General features: G+C 72.6%; 17 protein-coding genes. 13 read left to right on the forward strand and 4 right to left on the reverse strand.

Annotated elements, in window-relative coordinates; translation table 11 throughout:
• Window position 1 precedes the first annotated feature (1 nt).
• From QRN56_RS09620 to chrA, 7 genes are all read left to right on the forward strand, one after another.
• Window positions 2-790 carry a carbohydrate ABC transporter permease gene (locus QRN56_RS09620; protein WP_285102683.1) on the forward strand — a complete coding sequence of 263 codons (789 nt, stop codon included), beginning with the start codon at window positions 2-4 and terminating at the stop codon, window positions 788-790.
• Window positions 791-822: 32 nt separating this feature from the next.
• Entirely contained in the window at window positions 823-1566 is a 744-nt protein-coding gene (locus QRN56_RS09625; protein ID WP_285102684.1) for an SDR family oxidoreductase, read from the forward strand.
• Between the two features lie 54 nt (window positions 1567-1620).
• The gene (locus QRN56_RS09630; RefSeq protein ID WP_285102685.1) at window positions 1621-2694 is read left to right on the forward strand and encodes a Gfo/Idh/MocA family protein; all 1074 of its coding nucleotides are present in this window, start codon (window positions 1621-1623) and stop codon (window positions 2692-2694) included.
• Window positions 2691-3143, forward strand: a complete 453-nt coding sequence (locus QRN56_RS09635) for a VOC family protein (RefSeq protein WP_285102686.1) — start codon at window positions 2691-2693, stop codon at window positions 3141-3143. Before QRN56_RS09630 ends, QRN56_RS09635 begins: the two co-directional genes overlap by 4 nt.
• Window positions 3143-3994 (forward strand): amidohydrolase family protein, encoded by an 852-nt coding sequence (locus tag QRN56_RS09640; RefSeq protein WP_285102687.1) that lies wholly within the window; start codon window positions 3143-3145, stop codon window positions 3992-3994. Before QRN56_RS09635 ends, QRN56_RS09640 begins: the two co-directional genes overlap by 1 nt.
• Before the next feature lie 127 nt (window positions 3995-4121).
• Entirely contained in the window at window positions 4122-4499 is a 378-nt protein-coding gene (locus QRN56_RS09645; protein WP_285102688.1) for a DUF4259 domain-containing protein, read from the forward strand.
• A gap of 97 nt (window positions 4500-4596) precedes the next feature.
• Complete coding sequence (chrA, locus tag QRN56_RS09650; protein ID WP_285102689.1) at window positions 4597-5985, forward strand: chromate efflux transporter; 1389 nt, start codon at window positions 4597-4599, stop codon at window positions 5983-5985.
• A 10-nt stretch (window positions 5986-5995) separates the two neighbouring features.
• On the opposite strand, the gene QRN56_RS09655 is transcribed toward chrA, so the two are convergent.
• Window positions 5996-6373 (reverse strand): ArsR/SmtB family transcription factor, encoded by a 378-nt coding sequence (locus QRN56_RS09655; RefSeq protein WP_285102690.1) that lies wholly within the window; start codon window positions 6371-6373, stop codon window positions 5996-5998.
• A gap of 83 nt (window positions 6374-6456) precedes the next feature.
• Here QRN56_RS09655 and QRN56_RS09660 point away from each other — a divergent pair, with 83 nt between their 5' ends.
• Window positions 6457-7872, forward strand: coding sequence for an FAD-dependent oxidoreductase (locus QRN56_RS09660; protein ID WP_285102691.1), 1416 nt, complete (start codon window positions 6457-6459; stop codon window positions 7870-7872).
• Window positions 7873-7881: 9 nt separating this feature from the next.
• Here QRN56_RS09660 and QRN56_RS09665 read toward each other — a convergent pair whose 3' ends face one another.
• The 3 genes from QRN56_RS09665 to QRN56_RS09675 all read right to left on the reverse strand — a co-directional run bounded on the left by QRN56_RS09665 (window position 7882) and on the right by QRN56_RS09675 (window position 11146).
• The gene (locus QRN56_RS09665) at window positions 7882-8307 is read right to left on the reverse strand and encodes an arsenate reductase ArsC (protein WP_285102692.1); all 426 of its coding nucleotides are present in this window, start codon (window positions 8305-8307) and stop codon (window positions 7882-7884) included.
• Window positions 8308-8335: 28 nt separating this feature from the next.
• Complete coding sequence (locus QRN56_RS09670) at window positions 8336-9367, reverse strand: metalloregulator ArsR/SmtB family transcription factor (RefSeq protein WP_285102693.1); 1032 nt, start codon at window positions 9365-9367, stop codon at window positions 8336-8338.
• A gap of 66 nt (window positions 9368-9433) precedes the next feature.
• A complete protein-coding gene (locus QRN56_RS09675; RefSeq protein ID WP_285102694.1) occupies window positions 9434-11146 on the reverse strand; it encodes a beta-xylosidase family glycoside hydrolase in 1713 nt (570 codons plus the stop codon).
• Window positions 11147-11430: 284 nt separating this feature from the next.
• Here QRN56_RS09675 and QRN56_RS09680 point away from each other — a divergent pair, with 284 nt between their 5' ends.
• Genes QRN56_RS09680 through QRN56_RS09700 form a run of 5 tightly spaced genes read left to right on the forward strand, consistent with a single transcriptional unit; the run spans window position 11431 to window position 17374 of the window.
• Window positions 11431-12543, forward strand: a complete 1113-nt coding sequence (locus tag QRN56_RS09680; RefSeq protein ID WP_285102695.1) for a LacI family DNA-binding transcriptional regulator — start codon at window positions 11431-11433, stop codon at window positions 12541-12543.
• Entirely contained in the window at window positions 12540-14162 is a 1623-nt protein-coding gene (locus QRN56_RS09685) for an FAD-dependent oxidoreductase (protein WP_285102697.1), read from the forward strand. The genes QRN56_RS09680 and QRN56_RS09685 overlap by 4 nt, the downstream gene beginning before the upstream one ends.
• Before the next feature lie 26 nt (window positions 14163-14188).
• Complete coding sequence (locus QRN56_RS09690; RefSeq protein ID WP_285102699.1) at window positions 14189-15502, forward strand: ABC transporter substrate-binding protein; 1314 nt, start codon at window positions 14189-14191, stop codon at window positions 15500-15502.
• Between the two features lie 2 nt (window positions 15503-15504).
• The gene (locus QRN56_RS09695) at window positions 15505-16395 is read left to right on the forward strand and encodes a carbohydrate ABC transporter permease (RefSeq protein ID WP_285102701.1); all 891 of its coding nucleotides are present in this window, start codon (window positions 15505-15507) and stop codon (window positions 16393-16395) included.
• Complete coding sequence (locus QRN56_RS09700; protein WP_285102703.1) at window positions 16385-17374, forward strand: carbohydrate ABC transporter permease; 990 nt, start codon at window positions 16385-16387, stop codon at window positions 17372-17374. The genes QRN56_RS09695 and QRN56_RS09700 overlap by 11 nt, the downstream gene beginning before the upstream one ends.
• Window positions 17375-17523: the final 149 nt, after the last annotated feature.

The raw sequence follows: 17523 nt of genomic DNA on the forward strand, positions 1-17523 counted from the left end.
CATGCTCGTGACACGTTCGCGCACCTCGAGGGTCGTCATCCAGGTCGTCGTGACCCTGCTGGCGCTGCCGTTCCTCGTGCCGCTGGTGGCGATGGTCCAGGGATCGCTCGGCGGCCGGGGCCTCGGCAACTACGTCAAGGTCTGGGAGACGGGCGTCCTGCCCACCTACCTGCTCAACTCCGTGCTGATCTCCGTCTTCGCGATCCTCATCGTCTACGCCTGCACCATGCTCGCCGCGTTCGGGTTCTCCAAGCTGCGCATCGCGGGCAAGGAGGTCTGGTTCTGGGCGCTGCTCCTGGCGCTGACCATGCCCGAGGCGGTGCTGCTGACGCCGCTGTTCGTCACCGCGTCGGCCTTCGACATGTACAACCAGCTCGTCGCCGTGATCCTGCCGGTCGCCGCGCTGCAGATCCCGTTCACGGTGCTGCTGGCCCGCAACTTCTACGACGGCATCCCCACGGAGATCATGGAGGCCGCCCGCGTCGACGGCGCGAACATCTGGCAGGTCTTCTGGCAGGTCGTCCTGCCGCTCACCCGCCCGATCGCCGCCGCGATCGTCGTGCTCACGCTCATCTCCGCGTGGAACGCGTACCTGCTGCCGATGCTCATGCTCAACGACCCCGGCCGGCAGGTCCTGACCCTGCTCCCGTCGTACTTCGTCAGCCAGTACACGAACGACCAGACCGGGGTGCTCGCCGCGGCGGTCATCGCCGCCGTCCCCATGCTCGTCGCCTACCTCGCGCTCCAGAAGTACTTCGAGCGCGGCCTCGCGGCGGGCGCGCTCAAGTGAACACGACTCACGCGAACACGGAGGGAACCCGCATGGGCCTGCTCGAAGGACGGCTCGCCGTCGTCACCGCGGGGACGGCCGGCATCGGCCTGGCCGTCGCGACCCGCTTCGTCGCGGAGGGGGCGACGGTCGTGGTGACCTCGCCGTCCGCGGCCTCGGTCGACGCGGCGGTCGCCCGGCTCGGTCCGCGGGCGGTCGGCGTCGTCGGCGACGCGTCCAGCGTCGCGGACCTGGAGCGGCTGGCGGACGCCGTCGGCCGGCTCGGCCGGAAGGTCGACGTGCTGCACGTCAACGCGGGCCGCGACGTCGAGCCAACGCCGGTGTCCGAGCTGACGCCGGAGAAGTTCGACGCCGTCGCGGACCTGACCTTCCGGGGCGCGCTCTTCACGGTGCGGGCCCTGGCCGGGCACCTGGCCGACGGCGCGTCGATCGTGCTGACGTCGTCGATCGCGGGCACCAACGGCGGCCCCGGCCACGCCGTCTACAACGCGAGCAAGGCGGCCGTGCGGTCCCTGGCCCGCACGCTGACGGCCGAGCTCGGCCACCGCGGGATCCGCGCGAACGCGGTGAGCCCGGGACCGACCCGCACCGCTGGCTTCGACGCGTTCACCGGAGGGTCGGCCGACGTCGAGGCGGCGGTCGTCGCGCAGATCCCGCTGCGCCGCGTCGGCCGTCCCGAGGAGGTAGCGGCCGCCGTGTGCTTCCTCGCGAGCGACGAGTCGAGCTTCGTCGCGGGCACGGAGCTGACCGTCGACGGAGGCATGAGCCAGGTCTGACCCCGGACCCGGACCGATGGACACACCAGACGTACCAACGAAAGGACAGCACGGATGAGCAACCCCGCACGTTTCGCCGTCATCGGGAGCGGGTGGCGCGCGCAGTTCCACCTGCGCGTGGCCGCCGCCGACCCCGCCCGGCTCGAGGCGGTGGCCGTGATGGCGCGCGACCAGGCCAAGGCCGACGCGATCCGGTCTCGCTACGGCGTGCCCGGCGTCACCTCGATCGACGACCTCCTCGCCCACGAGCCGGAGTTCGTGGTCGCCGACGTCTCGTGGCCCGCCATGCCCGGCATCCTCAAGGAGCTGAGCGCGCGCGGCGTCCGGGTGCTGGCCGAGACCCCGCCCGCCCCGGACCTCGCCGGCCTGCGCGACCTGTGGACGACCATCAAGGACGAGACCCTCGTCCAGGTGGCCGAGCAGTACGTGCTGATGCCCGGCCACGCCGCCCGGCTGGCGGTGATCGCCGGCGGCGCCATCGGTACGCCCCAGGCCGTCGAGGTCGCCTCGACACACCTGTACCACGCGACCTCCCTGATCCGCGCGTTCCTCGCGGTGGGGACGGACCGGGCGGTCGTGTCCGGGCGCTCCTTCGAGACCCGGATGGCCCTGCCGCTCGGGTTCGACGGCTGGAACACCGACCCGCAGCCCGAGGTGCAGACCTCCACCTACGCGACCCTCGACTTCGGCGACGGGCGCGTCGGCGTGTACGACTTCATGAACATGCAGTGGTGGAACCCGCTGCTGGCCCGCCGCGTCGTGGTGCGCGGCACCCTCGGCGAGCTGGTCGACGACACCGTGACCTCGTGGGACGGCCACGACCCGGTCACCTCCCGGATCGAGTACCGCCGGACCGGCGTCGACATGAACCTGGAGGGCAACGAGGTGGTCCACGCCTCGTTCAACGGCACGGTGGTGTGGCGCAACACCTGGGTGGGCACCCGTCTCTCGGAGGACGACCTCGCCGTCGCCGACCACCTGGTCGCCGTCGGGGCGTGGGCGCGCGGTGAGGCCGAGGGCCCCTACTCGCTCGCCGCCGCCTGCCAGGACCACGCGCTCGGTCTCGCGATCGAGGAGTCGGCACGCACGCACCAGGACGTCGTCGTCGAGGGCGAGCCGTGGGCATGAGCGCCCCGGTGCCCGTGGGCGGGCTGATCCAGGTGGCGCTCGTCGTCGAGGACATCGAGGCGTCCCTCGACCGGTGGTGCGCCCTGTTCGACATCGAGCGGCCCGAGGTGGTGACGCTGGAACCCAACCCCGACGAGACCTACCGGGGGCAGCCTGCCGGCTACCGGCTGCGGCTCGCCGTGATCACGGTCCCCGGCAGCCAGGTCGTCATCGAGCTCAACGAGCCCGACGCCAACCCGTCCACGTTCCGCGAGTTCCTGACCGAGCACGGCGAGGGCGTCCACCATCTCGGCTTCGCCGTCGGTGACGCGCGCGACGCCGTCGTCGGCGACCTGGAGGCAGCGGGCTACGCCAAGCGCGTCGAGGCCTACTACCCGGGAGGCTCCTGGACCGTCATGGACACCGAGGCCGCGCTCGGCGTCAACCTCAACCTCAAGCCGCACGCCTGATGTTCGTCGACACCCACGTGCACCTCTGGGACCGGCGCGAGCACGACCTCGGGTACGGGTGGCTGGACGGCGACGACTTCCCCTTCGGGGATCTCGTCGCCGTCCGCACCGCACGCTTCTCGGTACCCGAGCTGCGTGCGGAGGGGCGCCTGGCCGGGCTCACCAAGGTGGTGCACATGAACGCGGCGTCCACCGCCGGGGACCCCGTCGCGGAGACCGCCTGGCTCCAGCGGCTGTCCGACGAGACGGGCTGGCCCGACGCCGCCGTCGTGACGTGCGACCTCGCCGCTCCCGACGTCGCCGCACAGCTCGCCCGGCACCGCGCCCACCCCGTCTTCCGGGGCGTGCGCGAGATGGGGCCCGTCGCACGGTTCGCGGACCCCGCCTTCCGGCGTGGCTACGCCGAGCTGGGCCGGGTGGGCGGGCTGTTCTTCCACACCGTCGGCCTCGCGGGCACGGCGGCGGCGCTCGACCTCGTGCGCTCCTGTCCGGAGACGGTGTTCGTGCTGGACCAGGCGGGCATGCCGCCGGACCGTGGCGTCGACACGTTCGAGGCGTGGAGGGGCATGCTGCGGGGGCTCGCGGCGGAGCCGAACACGCTCTGCAAGGTCTCCTCGCTCGGTATGGCCGATCCCGTGTGGACCCCGGCCTCGCGCAGGCCCTGGGTGCTCGCACCGATCGAGGCGTTCGGCGCCGACCGGGTCTTCCTCGGTTCGAACTGGCCGGTCGAGCGGCTGTACTCCAGCTACACCGACGTGGTCGAGGCCTTCCGGCACGCGGTCCGGGACCTCACCCCCGCGGAGCGGAACGCCGTGCTGGCGGGCACCGCCGAGCGGGTGTTCGGGATCTAGCGGGGGCGTTCCAGGGCGCAGGTCAGGGCACCCGCCGGCCGCCGGAACACGACCGCGGCGAGATCGGTAGGCTCCGACCGTCACTCGGCCTGCGGGAAGCGCGGGACGACGAACGGGAGAGAGATCCATGGGTACCTGGGGCCCGGGCAACTTCGACGACGACACGGCCGCGGACCACCTGTCGCGCCTCACCGACCAGCTCGCCACCGAGGTCGCCGAGGCCATGGCCGGCGACCCGGTGGGGCTGGAGCCCGACGAGTACTGGGGCGTTGCCGTCCCGGCGAACCTCGAGCTCCTGGCGGTGCTCGCCCGCACGAACTACGTCGGCGTCCTGCTGCCGGAGGTCGCGACCCTCGAGACGTGGAAGAGCACGTTCCTGGAGATCTGGGACGGCTCGATCGACGGGCTCGAACCCTCCGAGGCGTTCAAGGAGGCCCGGCGCTCGGTCCTGGTCCGCACGTTCGACGACCTCGTCGAGCTCAGGAAGGCCGAGGACGCCGGCTGAGCACCGGGCCTATTGTCTGGTAGGCGGCCCGTCCGACAGGTCGGACCGGCGAGACACGGCGGGGGACTTGCCGCTGCCGTCCGAGCGCAGGAGAGACATGAGCACGGAGCAGGACGGCGCCGGCGCGCCCGCCGCCGCCCCGCGGGACCTGATCCCGTTCCGGACCGCCGTGCGCGCCTGGTTCGCGATCTCCTGGCAGACGTTCGGCGGCCCGGCCGGCCAGATCGCCGTCATGCAGCGCACCCTGGTGGACGAGAAGCGGTGGATCGGGCAGGGCCGGTTCCTGCACGCCCTGAACTACTGCATGCTCCTGCCCGGCCCCGAGGCGCAGCAGCTCGCCGTCTACACCGGCTGGCTCCTCAACGGGTGGCGCGGCGGCCTGGTCGCCGGGAGCCTGTTCGTGCTGCCCGGGATGCTCGCCCTGCTGCTCCTGTCCGCGGTGTACGTCGCGTTCGGCGACACGACCGTCGTGGCGGGGCTGTTCGCCGGCTTGGCGCCGGCGGTGCTGGCGATCGTGGTCCAGGCCGTGCTCCGCGTCGGACGGCGGGCCCTGACCAGCCCCGCCCTCGTGGTCCTCGCGGTGGCTGCCTTCGTGGCGCTGACGCTGTTCGCGGTCCCGTTCCCGCTGGTCGTGCTCGGGGCGGGCGTGGCGGGGTGGTTCGTGCACCGCTTCGCGCCGTCCTGGATCGCCACGCCGACCGCCCGGATCCAGGACGACGGTGCCGCGCCGCTCATCCCGGACGACTCTCTGCACGCCGAGCGACCGTCGGGCCGCCGGGCCCTGCGCGTGCTGCTGCTCGGCCTGCTCGCGTGGTCGCTCCCGGTCGCCGCGGTCGCCCTGCTGACCGGCGTCGACAGCGTGTTCACCCAGCAGGGCCTGTTCTTCTCCGGGAGCGCCCTGGTGACGTTCGGCGGCGCGTACGCCGTGCTGGCCTACGTCGCCCAGCAGGCGGTGCAGACCTACGCCTGGGTGACGCCGGGGGAGATGACGCGCGGCCTGGCGCTGGCCGAGACCACGCCGGGGCCGCTGATCATGGTCGTGCAGTTCGTCGCGTTCCTCGGCGCCTACCGCAACCCCGGCGACCTCGACCCCTGGGCCGCGGCGCTGCTCGGCGCGCTGCTGACCACCTGGGTCACGTTCGTGCCCTCGTTCCTGTTCATCTTCCTCGGCGCGCCCTACGTCGAGCGGCTGCGCGGCAACCGCACCCTGTCCGCCGCGCTCGCCGCGATCACGGCGGCGGTGGTGGGCGTGATCGCCAACCTCGCGCTGTACTTCACCACGCACACCCTGTTCGCCGACTCCACCACCTGGACCGCCGGACCCCTGAGCCTCGACGTCCCCGACCTGACGACCCTGGAGCCGGTCGCGCTCGGCATCGCCGTCCTGGCCGCGCTCCTGCTCTTCGTCGTCCGCTGGTCGGTGCTGCGCACCCTCGGCGTGTGCGCGGTGCTCGGCCTCGCGCTCGGGCTGGCCGGACTGGTCTGACCGCCCCGTCTCAGCCCGTCGCCTCCGTGAGCAGCACCCCGAGCCGGTTCAGCGCGCCCGGCACCACCGAGTAGTAGGCCCACTTGCCGCGCTGCTCACGGGTGAGCAGGCCGGCGTCGACCATCAGCTTGAGGTGGTGGCTCACCGTGGGCTGGGACAGCCCGACCGGCTCGGTGAGGTCGCAGACGCACGCCTCGCCGCCGTCGTGCGCCGCGACGATCGACAGCAGGCGCACTCGGGTGGGGTCGCCGAGAGCCTTGAACACCCGGGCCAGCTCGGCGGCGGTCTGCGGGTCCGCCGCCTCGCGCACGAGGGGCGCGCAGCACGCGCCCGACGCCGCGTCCGGGCTGGTACGCGACGTGTCCGTCAGGGTGAGAGTGGTGACCATGCCCCCATCTTGCCACGCATCGAAGATTATGGATATGTTGCACACGTCAACCCATCGAGAAACTTCGATCTGAGGAGTGGGTCATGTCCGAGACGTCCCGCGAGAACCTGCCCGTCGTCGTCATCGGCGCCGGGCCGGTCGGTCTCGCCGCCGCGGCGCACCTGGTGGAACGCGGCCTGGAGCCGCTCGTGCTGGAGGCCGGGGGCGGCCCCGGCGCCGCCGTCGCGTCGTGGGGCCACGTGCGCCTCTTCTCCCCGTGGCGGTACGACGTCGACGCCGCCGCCCGCCGTCTGCTGACGGGAACGGGCTGGTCGGAGCCCAACCCGGACGCCCTCCCCACCGGCCGCGACCTGGTGGAGAACTACCTGACACCTCTGGCCGACGCCCTCGGCGACCGCGTCCGTTACGACGCCCGCGTCACCGGCGTGGCCCGGGACGGCGCGGACCGGTCCCGGTCGCTGGGCCGCGAGCGCAGGCCCTACCTGGTGCGGTACACCGCCGGCGGGCAGGTCCGGGAGGCGCGGGCGAGCGCGGTGATCGACGCCTCGGGCACCTTCGGCACGCCGAACCCGCTCGGGCTGTCGGGCCTCCCTGCGATCGGCGAGGAATCGGCGGACGGCCACCTGAGCGGTGCCCTGCCCGATGTGCTGGGCGTCGACCGGGAGCGCTTCGCCGGGCGCACCACTCTGGTGGTGGGCATGGGCCACTCCGCGGCGAACACCCTGCTCGGCCTGGTCGAGCTGGCCCAGGCCGAGCCCGCCACGCGGATCGTGTGGGCCATCCGCGGGGGTTCCCCGCGCCGTCTGTACGGCGGCGGATCGGACGACGAGCTGCCCGCCCGCGGCCTGCTCGGTACCCGGCTGCGCGACGCCGTCGAGGCAGGTGGGGTGCGCCTGCTGACCCGGGTGGCGATCGAGCGGCTCGAGCCCGAGGGGCAGGGAGGCGTCCGGGTGCTCGGGACGGCGCGTGCGGACGGCGTCGACGGCGCCCTGGACCTGCGTGTGGACACGGTCGTCAACGCCACCGGGTTCCGGCCCGACCTGGGCATGCTGCGCGAGGTGCGCCTCGACCTGGATCCCGTGGTCGAGGCGCCGCGTGCCATCGCGCCGCTGATCGACCCCAACCTCCACTCGTGCGGCACCGTGCCCGCGCACGGCGAGACGGAGCTGGCCCACCCCGACGACGGGTTCTACCTGGTCGGCATGAAGTCCTACGGTCGTGCGCCGACGTTCCTGCTGGCCACCGGGTACGAGCAGGTGCGGTCCGTGGTCGCGGCCCTGGCAGGGGACCGCGCCGCGGCCGACGCCGTGGAGCTGAACCTGCCGCAGACCGGCGTCTGCTCGTCGGACCTGGCGTTCGCCGCCGACGCGGACGGCGTGGTCTCCCCGGCGGCCCTGGCGCTGGCGGACGCGTCGGGCGGCGGCTGCTGCGGTGCGCCGTCCGGCCCGCAGGCGGTGACCCTCGGCCTGGGTGCGCCTGCCGAGCCAGCCCAGGCCTGACCTGGGCCGCTACGCCACGGGCTCGACGCCGAGCTGCGCCAGCAGGCCGCGCACGCGGAGCTCGATCTCGTCGCGGATGGGCCGCACCGCGTCGATGCCCTGGCCGGCCGGGTCGTCGAGCTCCCAGTCCTGGTAGTCCTTGCCGGGGTAGTAGGGGCAGGCGTCGCCGCAGCCCATGGTGATGACGACGTCGGAGGCCTGCACGGCCTCGTTCGTCAGCACCTTGGGCTGCTCGGCGCGGATGTCGATGCCCCGCTCCAGCATGGCCTCGACGGCGGTGGGGTTGATCATCTGCGCGGGCATGGACCCGGCCGAGCGCACCTCGACGGCGTCCCCCGACAGCTCGCGCAGGAATCCCGCGGCCATCTGGGAGCGGCCCGCGTTGTGCACGCAGACGAACAGGGCGGACGGCTTGCTGGTCTCGGTGCTGCTCATGAGGGTTCTCCGGCTCTGTGCGGGTGGGTCAGGCGGCCTGAGGGGCCAGGTCGGCGAGCAGGGCGCGCACGCGCTCGTCGAGCTCGTCGCGGATCGCGGCGACGCCGGCGGGTGAGGCGAGGGCCGGGTCGCCCACCATCCAGTCCTCGTACCGGGTGCCGGGCAGCACCGGGCAGACGTCACCGCAGCCCATGGTCACCACGACGTCCGCCGCGCGGACCGCGTCGTCGGTCAGGGGCTTGGGATAGAAGCGCGTCACGTCGTCCACCTCGTCGGCCGCGGCGGCGTCGCCCAGCTCCTCCAGGAGCCCGCGGACGCCGGCGTGCACGTCGGCCGCGGGCGCCGAACCGGCGGAGCGGACCACCACCCGGTCGCCCGCGTGGTGGCGCATCAGGGCGGCGGCGAGCTGGGACCGCCCGGCGTTGGCCACGCAGACGAACAGCACCTGCGGCGGTCGGCGCGCGCCGTCCGCGCCGGTCTCGCGCGCGTGCGCCCGCTCCGCGTCGACGATCCGCTGCCGGGCGAAGTGCTCGGTGAGCGCGACCAGGTGGGTGGCCTCGCCGCCCCGGCGGACCAGCGCCGTGTACGACTCGCGGACCACCCGCAGGCACTCGCCCCGCGGCGTCGCCGGGAACCGCTCGGCCAGCGAGGTGGCGAGCCGGTCGAGGGCGGGATCGACGTCCTTCAGCGCGGTCAGGTGCGCCCGGCCCGCCACGTCGACCGCCGCCGGGGCGAACCGGTCCAGCAGCGTGGTCACGGCGCCGCGGTAGGCGGGCTCGATGCGGTACCAGACCGAGGTGCCGCGGCGGTCCGCGGTCAGCAGGCCGACGTCGCGCAGCACCCTGAGGTGGTGGGAGACCGTGGGCTGGGACACGTCGGTCAGGGTGGCGAGCTCGCCCACGGTGATCTCGCCGTCCGGGCTGGTCGCGATGGCCGACAGCATGCGCAGCCGCAGCGGCTCGGCCAGGGCCTTGAGCGTGGACGCCACGGCCGCCGCGGCGTCCACGCCCATCGCGTGCGACTCCAGCCCGCGCGCGCCTGACGAGGTGAGAGCTACCATCGCCGTCCTCCCGTATATCGACTTGTGTCTATGTTGACAGTTGTCGATACAGGACGGCAAGTCCGCTCAGGAGCAGCCGGCCAGCTCGCCCTCGTCCGGGGTGAACCGGATCCAGTCGAACTCCGCCGTGAGCTCGGGCGTCGCCGCCGGCCCGCGGTAGGCGAACGGCCCCACGCCGGTCGCGGCGAGCTGGCCGGCCGGGGTGGCGCGCCCGAGGTTGACGAACGTCGCGCCGTCCACGCTGTACGAGGCGGTCAGCCAGTCGCCGTGGTGGGTGATCCGCAGCCACACGGTGTCGCCCGTCTCCGGCGGGGCCAGCGCGGAGTCCTCCGCCGTCCACGCGTTGTTCCGGTCCACCCCGTTGTTGCGCCAGACGAAGTCGAACCGCTTGCCGGCGTCGACGTGCGAGATGTCGATCCGCACCGAGTTGGCGTCGTCGCGCCGCACGATCAGCCCCGCCTGCTGGAAGTTGACCTGCGGATCGAGCGTGACCTGCGTCGTCACCTCCCAGGGCGGCTGCGGCACCGGCTGCAGGTTCAGCGGCGCCGACGTCGAGTTGCCGGCGTAGGTCGGGATGCGCCACGCGCCGTCGGCCACGACGGAGCGGTCCAGGGTGCCGCGGACCGCCGTCGACCAGAGCGAGCGGTCCAGGGACGAGCCGTCGAGCTCGTCGGAGCCCGCGCCGGTGCACTGCGCGTACATCGGGTCCTCGGGGCGCGTGTTGAGCGGGTCCCGGACGCCGTCGGGGTCGAGCACCGCGTGCCCGATCGTCGTGTGCGACCGCTCGCCGTACTCGTAGATCAGGTGCGTCCTGCCGCGCTCGGTGACGATCTGCGGGGACGACGCCCGCCCGGCCTCGGGCGGCGCCGGGCGCGGGACGAACAGCGGCTCGGGCTCACCCACGTCGGTGAGGGTCCGGTCCACCTGGCGCGCGAAGATCGTGCCGACGGTGGAGCCGTAGACGATGTAGTCCTTGCCCTTCCAGCGCCACAGGTCGGCGGCCGACACGTTCGTTCCCTCCGCCGGTCCGGGCGTCACGATCGGCTCGGGCTCGACCTGCCAGTCCCGGCCGTCCCGCGAGTAGGCCAGGTTGATGTGCCGCACGTTCGTGTCGTAGTTGGTCATGAACAGCATCGCCCAGCGCTGCGGCGACGACCGGTCGGGGTTGGGGAAGACCCGGGCGTACGACGTCTCGGTGGCGTGCCGGCCGGGCTGGGCGGCGTCGACCATCTCGGTGGTGACCGCCTCGTCGCCGTAGTCGAAGGTGACGCCGTCGGTCGATGTCGCGTAGCGGGTCACCGTGTTGTCGCCGTGGAAGTACAGGTACATCCGGCGCTCGGCGGCGTTCCACACGGCGTCGGGGGAGGAGACGTGCGGCACGTCGTAGACGCCCTCCCACTGGTTCGAGACCACCGGGCTGCCCTCGTACTGGGTCCACGGCCCGTCGAGGGAGTCCGCGTACATCAGGTTGATGCCGCCCGGGTCGTCGTGCGGCGCGTAGTAGACGTACCACTCGCCCAGCGGGTCGCTCAGGTGCGCCCCGGCGTGGAACACCGACGGGAAGATGAACTCCTGGTTGGGGTTGTGCGGGAGCGTGTCGTCGAGCGGGTCGACGATCGCGCCGGTCGAGGCGAAGACCGGCAGCCCGGCCCCGGGCGCCGCGGGTGCGCCGTGACCCGGGGGCGCGGCGGTCGCCGCCTGGGTCATCCCGGGTATCAGCGCGACCACGAGGGCGAGCGTGGCGCCGGCGAGGGCTCGGCGCGCGGTGAGAACAGCCATGATGCGTACTCCTTCGTCGCAGTGCCATGACGTCGTGTGTCACGACCGCGCCAGCCTTCGGGCGCACCGGACGGCCGGTCAAGGGAGGTAATCAAGTCCATCGACGCGGGCGGTGATAATGCGCCACATCCGGCGCCGACGGCGGTCCAGGCGGCCGTTCCGGCCCGCGCGGGCCCTCCGGACGGGGTTGCTAATAATGCGCATCATCAGATTGACCGCACGCTCGGCCTCCCGTGAGACTCCCGGGGTCAACGATGACCCGACCGGGCGTTCGAGGAGGAGCCGTGCCACGTCGTCGCATCACCCAGACGGACGTCGCCGCCATGGCGGGCGTCAGCCAGGCCACCGTCTCGTTCGTGCTCAACGGCAGCACCCCGGCCGGCGTGCGGATCAGCGAGGAGACGCGCCAGCGCGTGCTGGACGCCATCCGCATCACGGGCTACACGGCCAACCCGGCCGCGCAGCGCCTCGCGGGCAGGCTCGCCCAGATCCTCGGCGTCTTCACGTACGAGGCCACGTTCCCGCGCGCCAGCCGCGACTTCTACGGGCCGTTCCTGACCGGGATCGAGCACGCCGCCGAGCGGCTCGGCGTGGACATCCTGCTGTTCACCAGCGCCCCGGTGGCGGACGGCCGCCGCCGGCTCACCCGGGACGGCTGGCAGCGGCTCGGCGTGGCCGACGGCTGCCTGCTGCTCGGGCAGCACGAGCACCGGGGCGAGCTGCAGCACCTGCTCGACACCAACTACCCGTTCGTGTTCATCGGCAAGCGCGGCAGCGACGGGGGCCGGCTGCCCTACGTGGGCGCCGACTACGTGGGCGGGACCGTGCGGCAGATCGACCGCCTGGTGGCCCACGGGCACCAGCGCATCGGCTACGTGGGGATGCGCGGCACCGACCAGCCCACGCTCGACCGCGTCGAGGGCTACCGCACCGCGATGAAGACGCACGGCCTCACGACGCGGTTCGTCGAGCTGGAGGACGTCGCCGCCACCGCGGCCGAGATCGTCGACCAGCGCTTCACCGCCGTCGTCGTGGCCCCGGAGAACCACCCCGAGGAGCTCGCCGACGAGCTCGAACGGCGCGGCAGGCGCGTGCCCGACGACGTCTCGGTGCTGCTGCTCGGGCAGCCGCACCACCCGCGGCGCGGCGGCCGGCAGTGGTCCGGCTTCTCCGTGCCCCGCGAGGAGATGGGCGCCCGCGCGCTCTACCTCCTCTCTCGCCTCGTCTCCGACGACGGGCCGCGGCGGGAGCGCGACGCCCGGCGGCCCGCCGCCGTGACCGACGCCGAGCTGCACCAGATCCTCGTGTGCCCGGACGTGGAGGGCGCCACCGTCGCGCCGCCGCCTCCGGGCCCCGGCCCCCGAACCGCAACTCACGACAGGACGGACCACGCGTGACCCATCAAGACCTGCAGACCGACGTGCTCGTGGTGGGCGCGGGGCTCGGCGGCATCGCCGCCGCGCTGGCCGCCGCCGACCGGGGCGCCAGCGTCGTCCTCACCGAGGAGCACCCGTGGATCGGGGGGCAGCTGACGTCGCAGGGCGTGCCGCCGGACGAGCACCCCTGGGTGGAGCGGTTCGGCGTGACGGCCCGCTACCGCGCGCTGCGTGACGGGATCCGCGACGTCTACCGGCGGCGCTACCCGCTGACGGACGCCGCCCGGTCGTGGGAGCAGCTCAACCCGGGCGCCGGGTGGGTGTCCAAGCTGTGCCACGAGCCGCGGGTCGCCGTGGGCGTGCTGGAGGACATGCTCGCCCCCTACCGTTCGGCGGGCCGCGTCCGGCTGCTGGAGCGGGTCCGCCCGACGTCTGCCACCACCGACGGCGACCGGGTCACCTCGGTGACGCTCCGGTCCGTGGTGGACGGCGAGGACGTGACGGTCGTCGCGGCCTACACGATCGACGCGACCGAGACCGGCGAGCTCCTGCCGCTGACCGGCACGGAGTACGTGACCGGGTTCGAGTCGCGGCACGAGACGGGGGAGCCCAGCGCCCCGGACGAGGCCCAGCCGGACAACGTCCAGGCCCTGAGCGTGTGCTTCGTCGTCGAGCACACGGACGGCGACCACACGATCGACCGGCCCGAGCGCTACGACTTCTGGCGCACGTACGCGCCCGCCGCCTGGGGCGGCGAGCAGCTGCTCTCGTGGACCGCGCCCAACCCGCGCACGCTCGCGCTGGAGAAGCGGTCGTTCACCCCCAACCCGGGCGACGACCCGCTCGCCGTGGACGCCGACCAGTCGAAGAACGCCGGCGACGGCAACCTCTGGCTGTTCCGCCGTATCGCCGCGCGCGACCTGCACGCCCCCGGCTTCTACGCCAGCGACCTGTGCCTGGTGAACTGGCCGAGCATCGACTACTTCCTGGGCCACGTCCTGGACGTGCCCCGCGAGGTGGAGGAGGCCCGGATCGCGGACGCCCGGCAGCTCAGCCTGTCGATGCTGTACTGGATGCAGACCGAGGCGCCGCGGGCCGACGGCGGCACCGGGTTCCCGGGGCTGCGGCTGCGCCCCGACGTCATGGGCAACGCGGACGGCCTGGCCCAGGCGGCCTACCACCGCGAGTCCCGCCGCATCAGGGCAGTCACGACGATCACCGAGAACGACGTGTCCTACGCCGTGCGCGGCGACCGGGGTGCCACCCGGTACGCGGACTCGGTCGGCGTGGGCATGTACCGGATCGACCTGCACCCGTCCACGGGCGGCGACACGTACATCGACGTGCCGTCCACCCCGTTCGAGATCCCGCTCGGGGCCCTGCTGCCGCGGCGCACGACCAACCTGCTCGCGGGCAACAAGAACATCGGCACCACGCACATCACGAACGGGTGCTACCGGCTGCACCCGGTCGAGTGGAACGTCGGCGAGGCGGCCGGCCACCTGGCCGCGCACTGCCTCGCCACCGGCCGCACCCCGCACTCCGTCCAGTCCGAGCCGGACCTGCTCGCCGAGTACCAGGCCGAGCTCGTCGCCTCCGGCGTCGAGCTCCGCTGGCCGGACGAGGCCCACCCCTACTGACGCACCCCCTGTTCAAAGGAGAACTGATGTCTGCACTGCACCCCCGGACCCGCAGGACGGCGGGAACCGCCGCCGTCCTCGGGACGGCCCTGGCCCTGACCGCGTGCGCGGGCGGGACCGACGCGCCCGTCGGCGAGCCCGAGACCCCGTCCGAGCCGGTCGACCTGCGGATGACCGTCTGGACGGCGGACGAGACCCAGCTCGGCCTCTTCCAGTCCATCGCCGACGCGTACGTGGCTGACAACCCCGAGCTGGTCTCGAGCGTGACGTTCGAGACCATCCCGTTCGAGGACTACACGACGGCACTGACCACCCAGCTCGCCGGCGGCAACGCCCCGGACCTGGCCTGGATCTTCGAGAGCAACGCCCCGGAGTTCGTGGCCAGCGGCGCGCTCGTGGACCTGCGCCCGGTGCTCGAGGGCACAGAGGGCTACGCGTACGACGACCTGGTGCCCAGCGCCCTGTCGCTGTGGCAGGACGGCGAGGGGCTGTACGCCTACCCGTTCTCGAACAGCCCGTTCGCGATGTTCGTCAACACCGACCAGATCGAGGCGGCGGGCCAGCCCAACCCGGTCGACCTGGTCGCCGACGGCAGGTGGACCTTCGACGCCGCCCGGGACATCGCCGCGGCGACCGCCGCGGACTCCGGCAAGCAGGGCCTGGTGGTGCGGGACTTCGACTACCAGGCGTGGGAGAACCTGGCCACGGTCTGGTCCGGGTGGAAGGCGGCCCCGTGGAGCGCGGACGGGACGCAGTGCACCTTCACGGAGCCGGAGATGGTCGACGCCATGACCTGGTTCCACGACGCCGTGTTCACCGACGGTGCCCTGCCGACGCCGGGCACCACCGCCGACTTCTTCGCCGGTGACGCCGCGATGACGATCACCCAGATCAGCCGGGCCTCGTCGCTCGACGACTCCTTCCACTGGGACATCGTGCCCATGCCCGAGGGCCCGGCCGGCAAGCAGAACGTCGTGGGCCAGGCCGGGGTGGGGGTCTTCGCCGCGGGCGAGCACCCGGACGTCGCGGCCGACTTCCTGGCGTACTTCACCAACGCGGAGAACGCCGAGCAGCTCGCGGCCTACTTCCCGCCGCCCCGCCAGTCCCTGCTCAACGGGGACAGCCTGGCCGCCGCCAACCCGAAGCTGACCGCCGACCAGCTCGAGGCCGTGGTCGTCGAGGGCGTCGAGGACGCGGTGACGAAGCCGGCGCACAAGAACTTCGCCAAGCTGTCGGAGACGGTGCGCGCCGAGCTCGACGCGCTCTGGGTCGAGGACGCCGACGTCGAGGCCGTCCTGGCCGACACCTGCTCGGCGATCACGCCGCTGCTGGAGGACTGATCGTGGCAACGGCGTCAGCGGCGGTGCGCCGCGACTGGCTCGTCGGGTACACCATGGTCGCACCGGTGGTCCTGGGATCCCTCGCCTTCGTCGTCCTGCCGCTCGGCATGGTGGTCTGGTACTCCCTGCACGAGTGGAACGTCCTGGCGAACACGTTCACGTTCGTCGGGGCGGAGAACTACCAGCGGATGGCGTCCGATCCGGGGCTGGCGGACGCGCTCGCGGCGACAGTGTGGTTCTCGATCGGGCTCGTCGTGGTGAACATCGCGCTGGCGCTGTTGCTCGCCGTCCTGCTCAACCAGAAGCTGCCCGGGACCACCACGTTCCGGACGTTCTTCTTCTCGCCCGTCGTCGTCTCGCTGGTCGCCTGGACGATCGTCTGGAGCTTCCTGCTCCAGGCCGACGGCGGCATCAACGGGTTCCTGGAGCAGGCCGGCGTCCAGGGGCCGAACTGGCTGCGGCACCCCACCACGGCCATGATCGCCGTGATCATCGTCCAGGTGTTCAAGAACGTCGGGCTGAACATGATCCTGTTCCTCGCCGCGCTGCAGGGCGTGCCCGAGGAGCTGCAGGAGGCGGCCCGGCTGGACGGGGCCGGCGCGTGGCGGCGGTTCCGCTCGATCACCCTGCCGCTGATCAGCCCGACGATCCTGCTGGTCTCGATCATCACGATCGTCGGCTCGCTCGAGGTGTTCGCGCAGATCGACGTCCTGACCGGCGGCGGCCCCGGGAACTCGACCACGGTCCTCGTCTACTACCTGTACCAGCAGGCGTTCCGGTTCAACGAGTTCGGCTACGCCAGCGCGCTGGCGGTGCTCCTGTTCGTCATCGTCCTCGTACTGACGCTGCTGCAGTGGCAGTCGCGCAAGAGGTGGGTCTTCCATGAAGTCTGACGTGAAGGCGGACACGACGTCCGACGTGCTGTCCGTCGCCGGGCGCGGCGCCCCGGCCGAGCCGCCCGGCGCGCCCGGGGACGGCGTGACCCGGGACGGCGAGACCGGGGGAGCGGCCCCGCGCCGCCGGGGCCTGGGCGCCCGGGCCCGTGGACGCCTGACCCGCTGGCTGCTCGTGCTGGTCCTGGCCGTGCTGAGCGTGCCGTTCGTCTTCCCCACCTGGTGGATGGCGACCTCCAGCCTCAAGCCGATGAGCGAGATCCTGCGCCGGGTGCCGACCATCTGGCCCCAGGACCCGTCGCTGGAGGCCTACGGGCGGGTGTTCACGCTGCAGCCGTTCGCGCAGCAGTACTGGAACTCGCTCTACATCGCGGTGCTGGTCACGATCGGCACCATGCTCGTGGCGGCGATGGCGGGCTACGCGTTCGCGCGGATCCGGTTCCCCGGGGCCAACGCGCTGTTCGTCCTGGTGCTCGTGGGGCTGCTCGTGCCCTCGGAGGTGACCATCGTCCCGCTGTTCCGGATCGTCAACAGCCTGGGACTGATCAACACGCACTGGCCGCTCATCGTGATCCCGGTGCTCGGGGCGCCCGCCGTCCTGGCCGTGTTCATCATGCGCCAGTTCTTCCTGGGGCTGCCGACCGAGCTGGAGGAGGCGGGCCGGATCGACGGGCTCGGGCGCTGGGGAGTCTTCTGGCGCATCGCGGTCCCACTGTCGCGGTCCGCGCTGGGCGCCGTGGCGATCTTCACGTTCCTCAAGTCCTGGAACCTGTACCTCGAACCCGTCGTGTACCTGTCCAGCAAGGAGAACTTCACGCTCCCGCAGGCGCTGACGCAGTACGTCGACGCGTACGGCGGCCCCATGTGGAACGTCCAGCTAGCAGCGACGACGCTCACCGTGCTGCCCGTACTGGCCGTGTTCCTCGTGGCGCAGAAGCAGTTCGTCCAGGGGCTCGCGCACAGCGGCCTCAAGGGCTGACCGACGGCGGCACGCTCCCGGGCGTGCCGCCGTCCGCCGTGCCCCCGCGCCAGGGTGAAAAGCAGGTGTGATGCTAACGTGAAGCGCTCTGTAAGTCGCCGCTTCATGTGTAAAGGAGTCCTGGCCCTCCCGTGTGACCACCCGGCAGA

The sequence above is a fragment of the Promicromonospora sp. MEB111 genome, assembly GCF_030209445.1.
In the GTDB taxonomy this organism is placed as follows: domain Bacteria; phylum Actinomycetota; class Actinomycetes; order Actinomycetales; family Cellulomonadaceae; genus Promicromonospora.

What these genes read in the sequence shown, in the direction of transcription:
- QRN56_RS09620 (WP_285102683.1), top strand. Translation starts at nt 2, where the DNA reads ATGCTCGTGACACGTTCGCGCACCTCGAGGGTCGTCATCCAGGTCGTC.
- QRN56_RS09625 (WP_285102684.1), top strand. Translation starts at nt 823, where the DNA reads ATGGGCCTGCTCGAAGGACGGCTCGCCGTCGTCACCGCGGGGACGGCC.
- QRN56_RS09630 (WP_285102685.1), top strand. Translation starts at nt 1,621, where the DNA reads ATGAGCAACCCCGCACGTTTCGCCGTCATCGGGAGCGGGTGGCGCGCG.
- QRN56_RS09635 (WP_285102686.1), top strand. Translation starts at nt 2,691, where the DNA reads ATGAGCGCCCCGGTGCCCGTGGGCGGGCTGATCCAGGTGGCGCTCGTC.
- QRN56_RS09640 (WP_285102687.1), top strand. Translation starts at nt 3,143, where the DNA reads ATGTTCGTCGACACCCACGTGCACCTCTGGGACCGGCGCGAGCACGAC.
- QRN56_RS09645 (WP_285102688.1), top strand. Translation starts at nt 4,122, where the DNA reads ATGGGTACCTGGGGCCCGGGCAACTTCGACGACGACACGGCCGCGGAC.
- chrA (WP_285102689.1), top strand. Translation starts at nt 4,597, where the DNA reads ATGAGCACGGAGCAGGACGGCGCCGGCGCGCCCGCCGCCGCCCCGCGG.
- QRN56_RS09655 (WP_285102690.1), bottom strand. Translation starts at nt 6,373, where the DNA reads ATGGTCACCACTCTCACCCTGACGGACACGTCGCGTACCAGCCCGGAC.
- QRN56_RS09660 (WP_285102691.1), top strand. Translation starts at nt 6,457, where the DNA reads ATGTCCGAGACGTCCCGCGAGAACCTGCCCGTCGTCGTCATCGGCGCC.
- QRN56_RS09665 (WP_285102692.1), bottom strand. Translation starts at nt 8,307, where the DNA reads ATGAGCAGCACCGAGACCAGCAAGCCGTCCGCCCTGTTCGTCTGCGTG.
- QRN56_RS09670 (WP_285102693.1), bottom strand. Translation starts at nt 9,367, where the DNA reads ATGGTAGCTCTCACCTCGTCAGGCGCGCGCGGGCTGGAGTCGCACGCG.
- QRN56_RS09675 (WP_285102694.1), bottom strand. Translation starts at nt 11,146, where the DNA reads ATGGCTGTTCTCACCGCGCGCCGAGCCCTCGCCGGCGCCACGCTCGCC.
- QRN56_RS09690 (WP_285102699.1), top strand. Translation starts at nt 14,189, where the DNA reads ATGTCTGCACTGCACCCCCGGACCCGCAGGACGGCGGGAACCGCCGCC.
- QRN56_RS09700 (WP_285102703.1), top strand. Translation starts at nt 16,385, where the DNA reads ATGAAGTCTGACGTGAAGGCGGACACGACGTCCGACGTGCTGTCCGTC.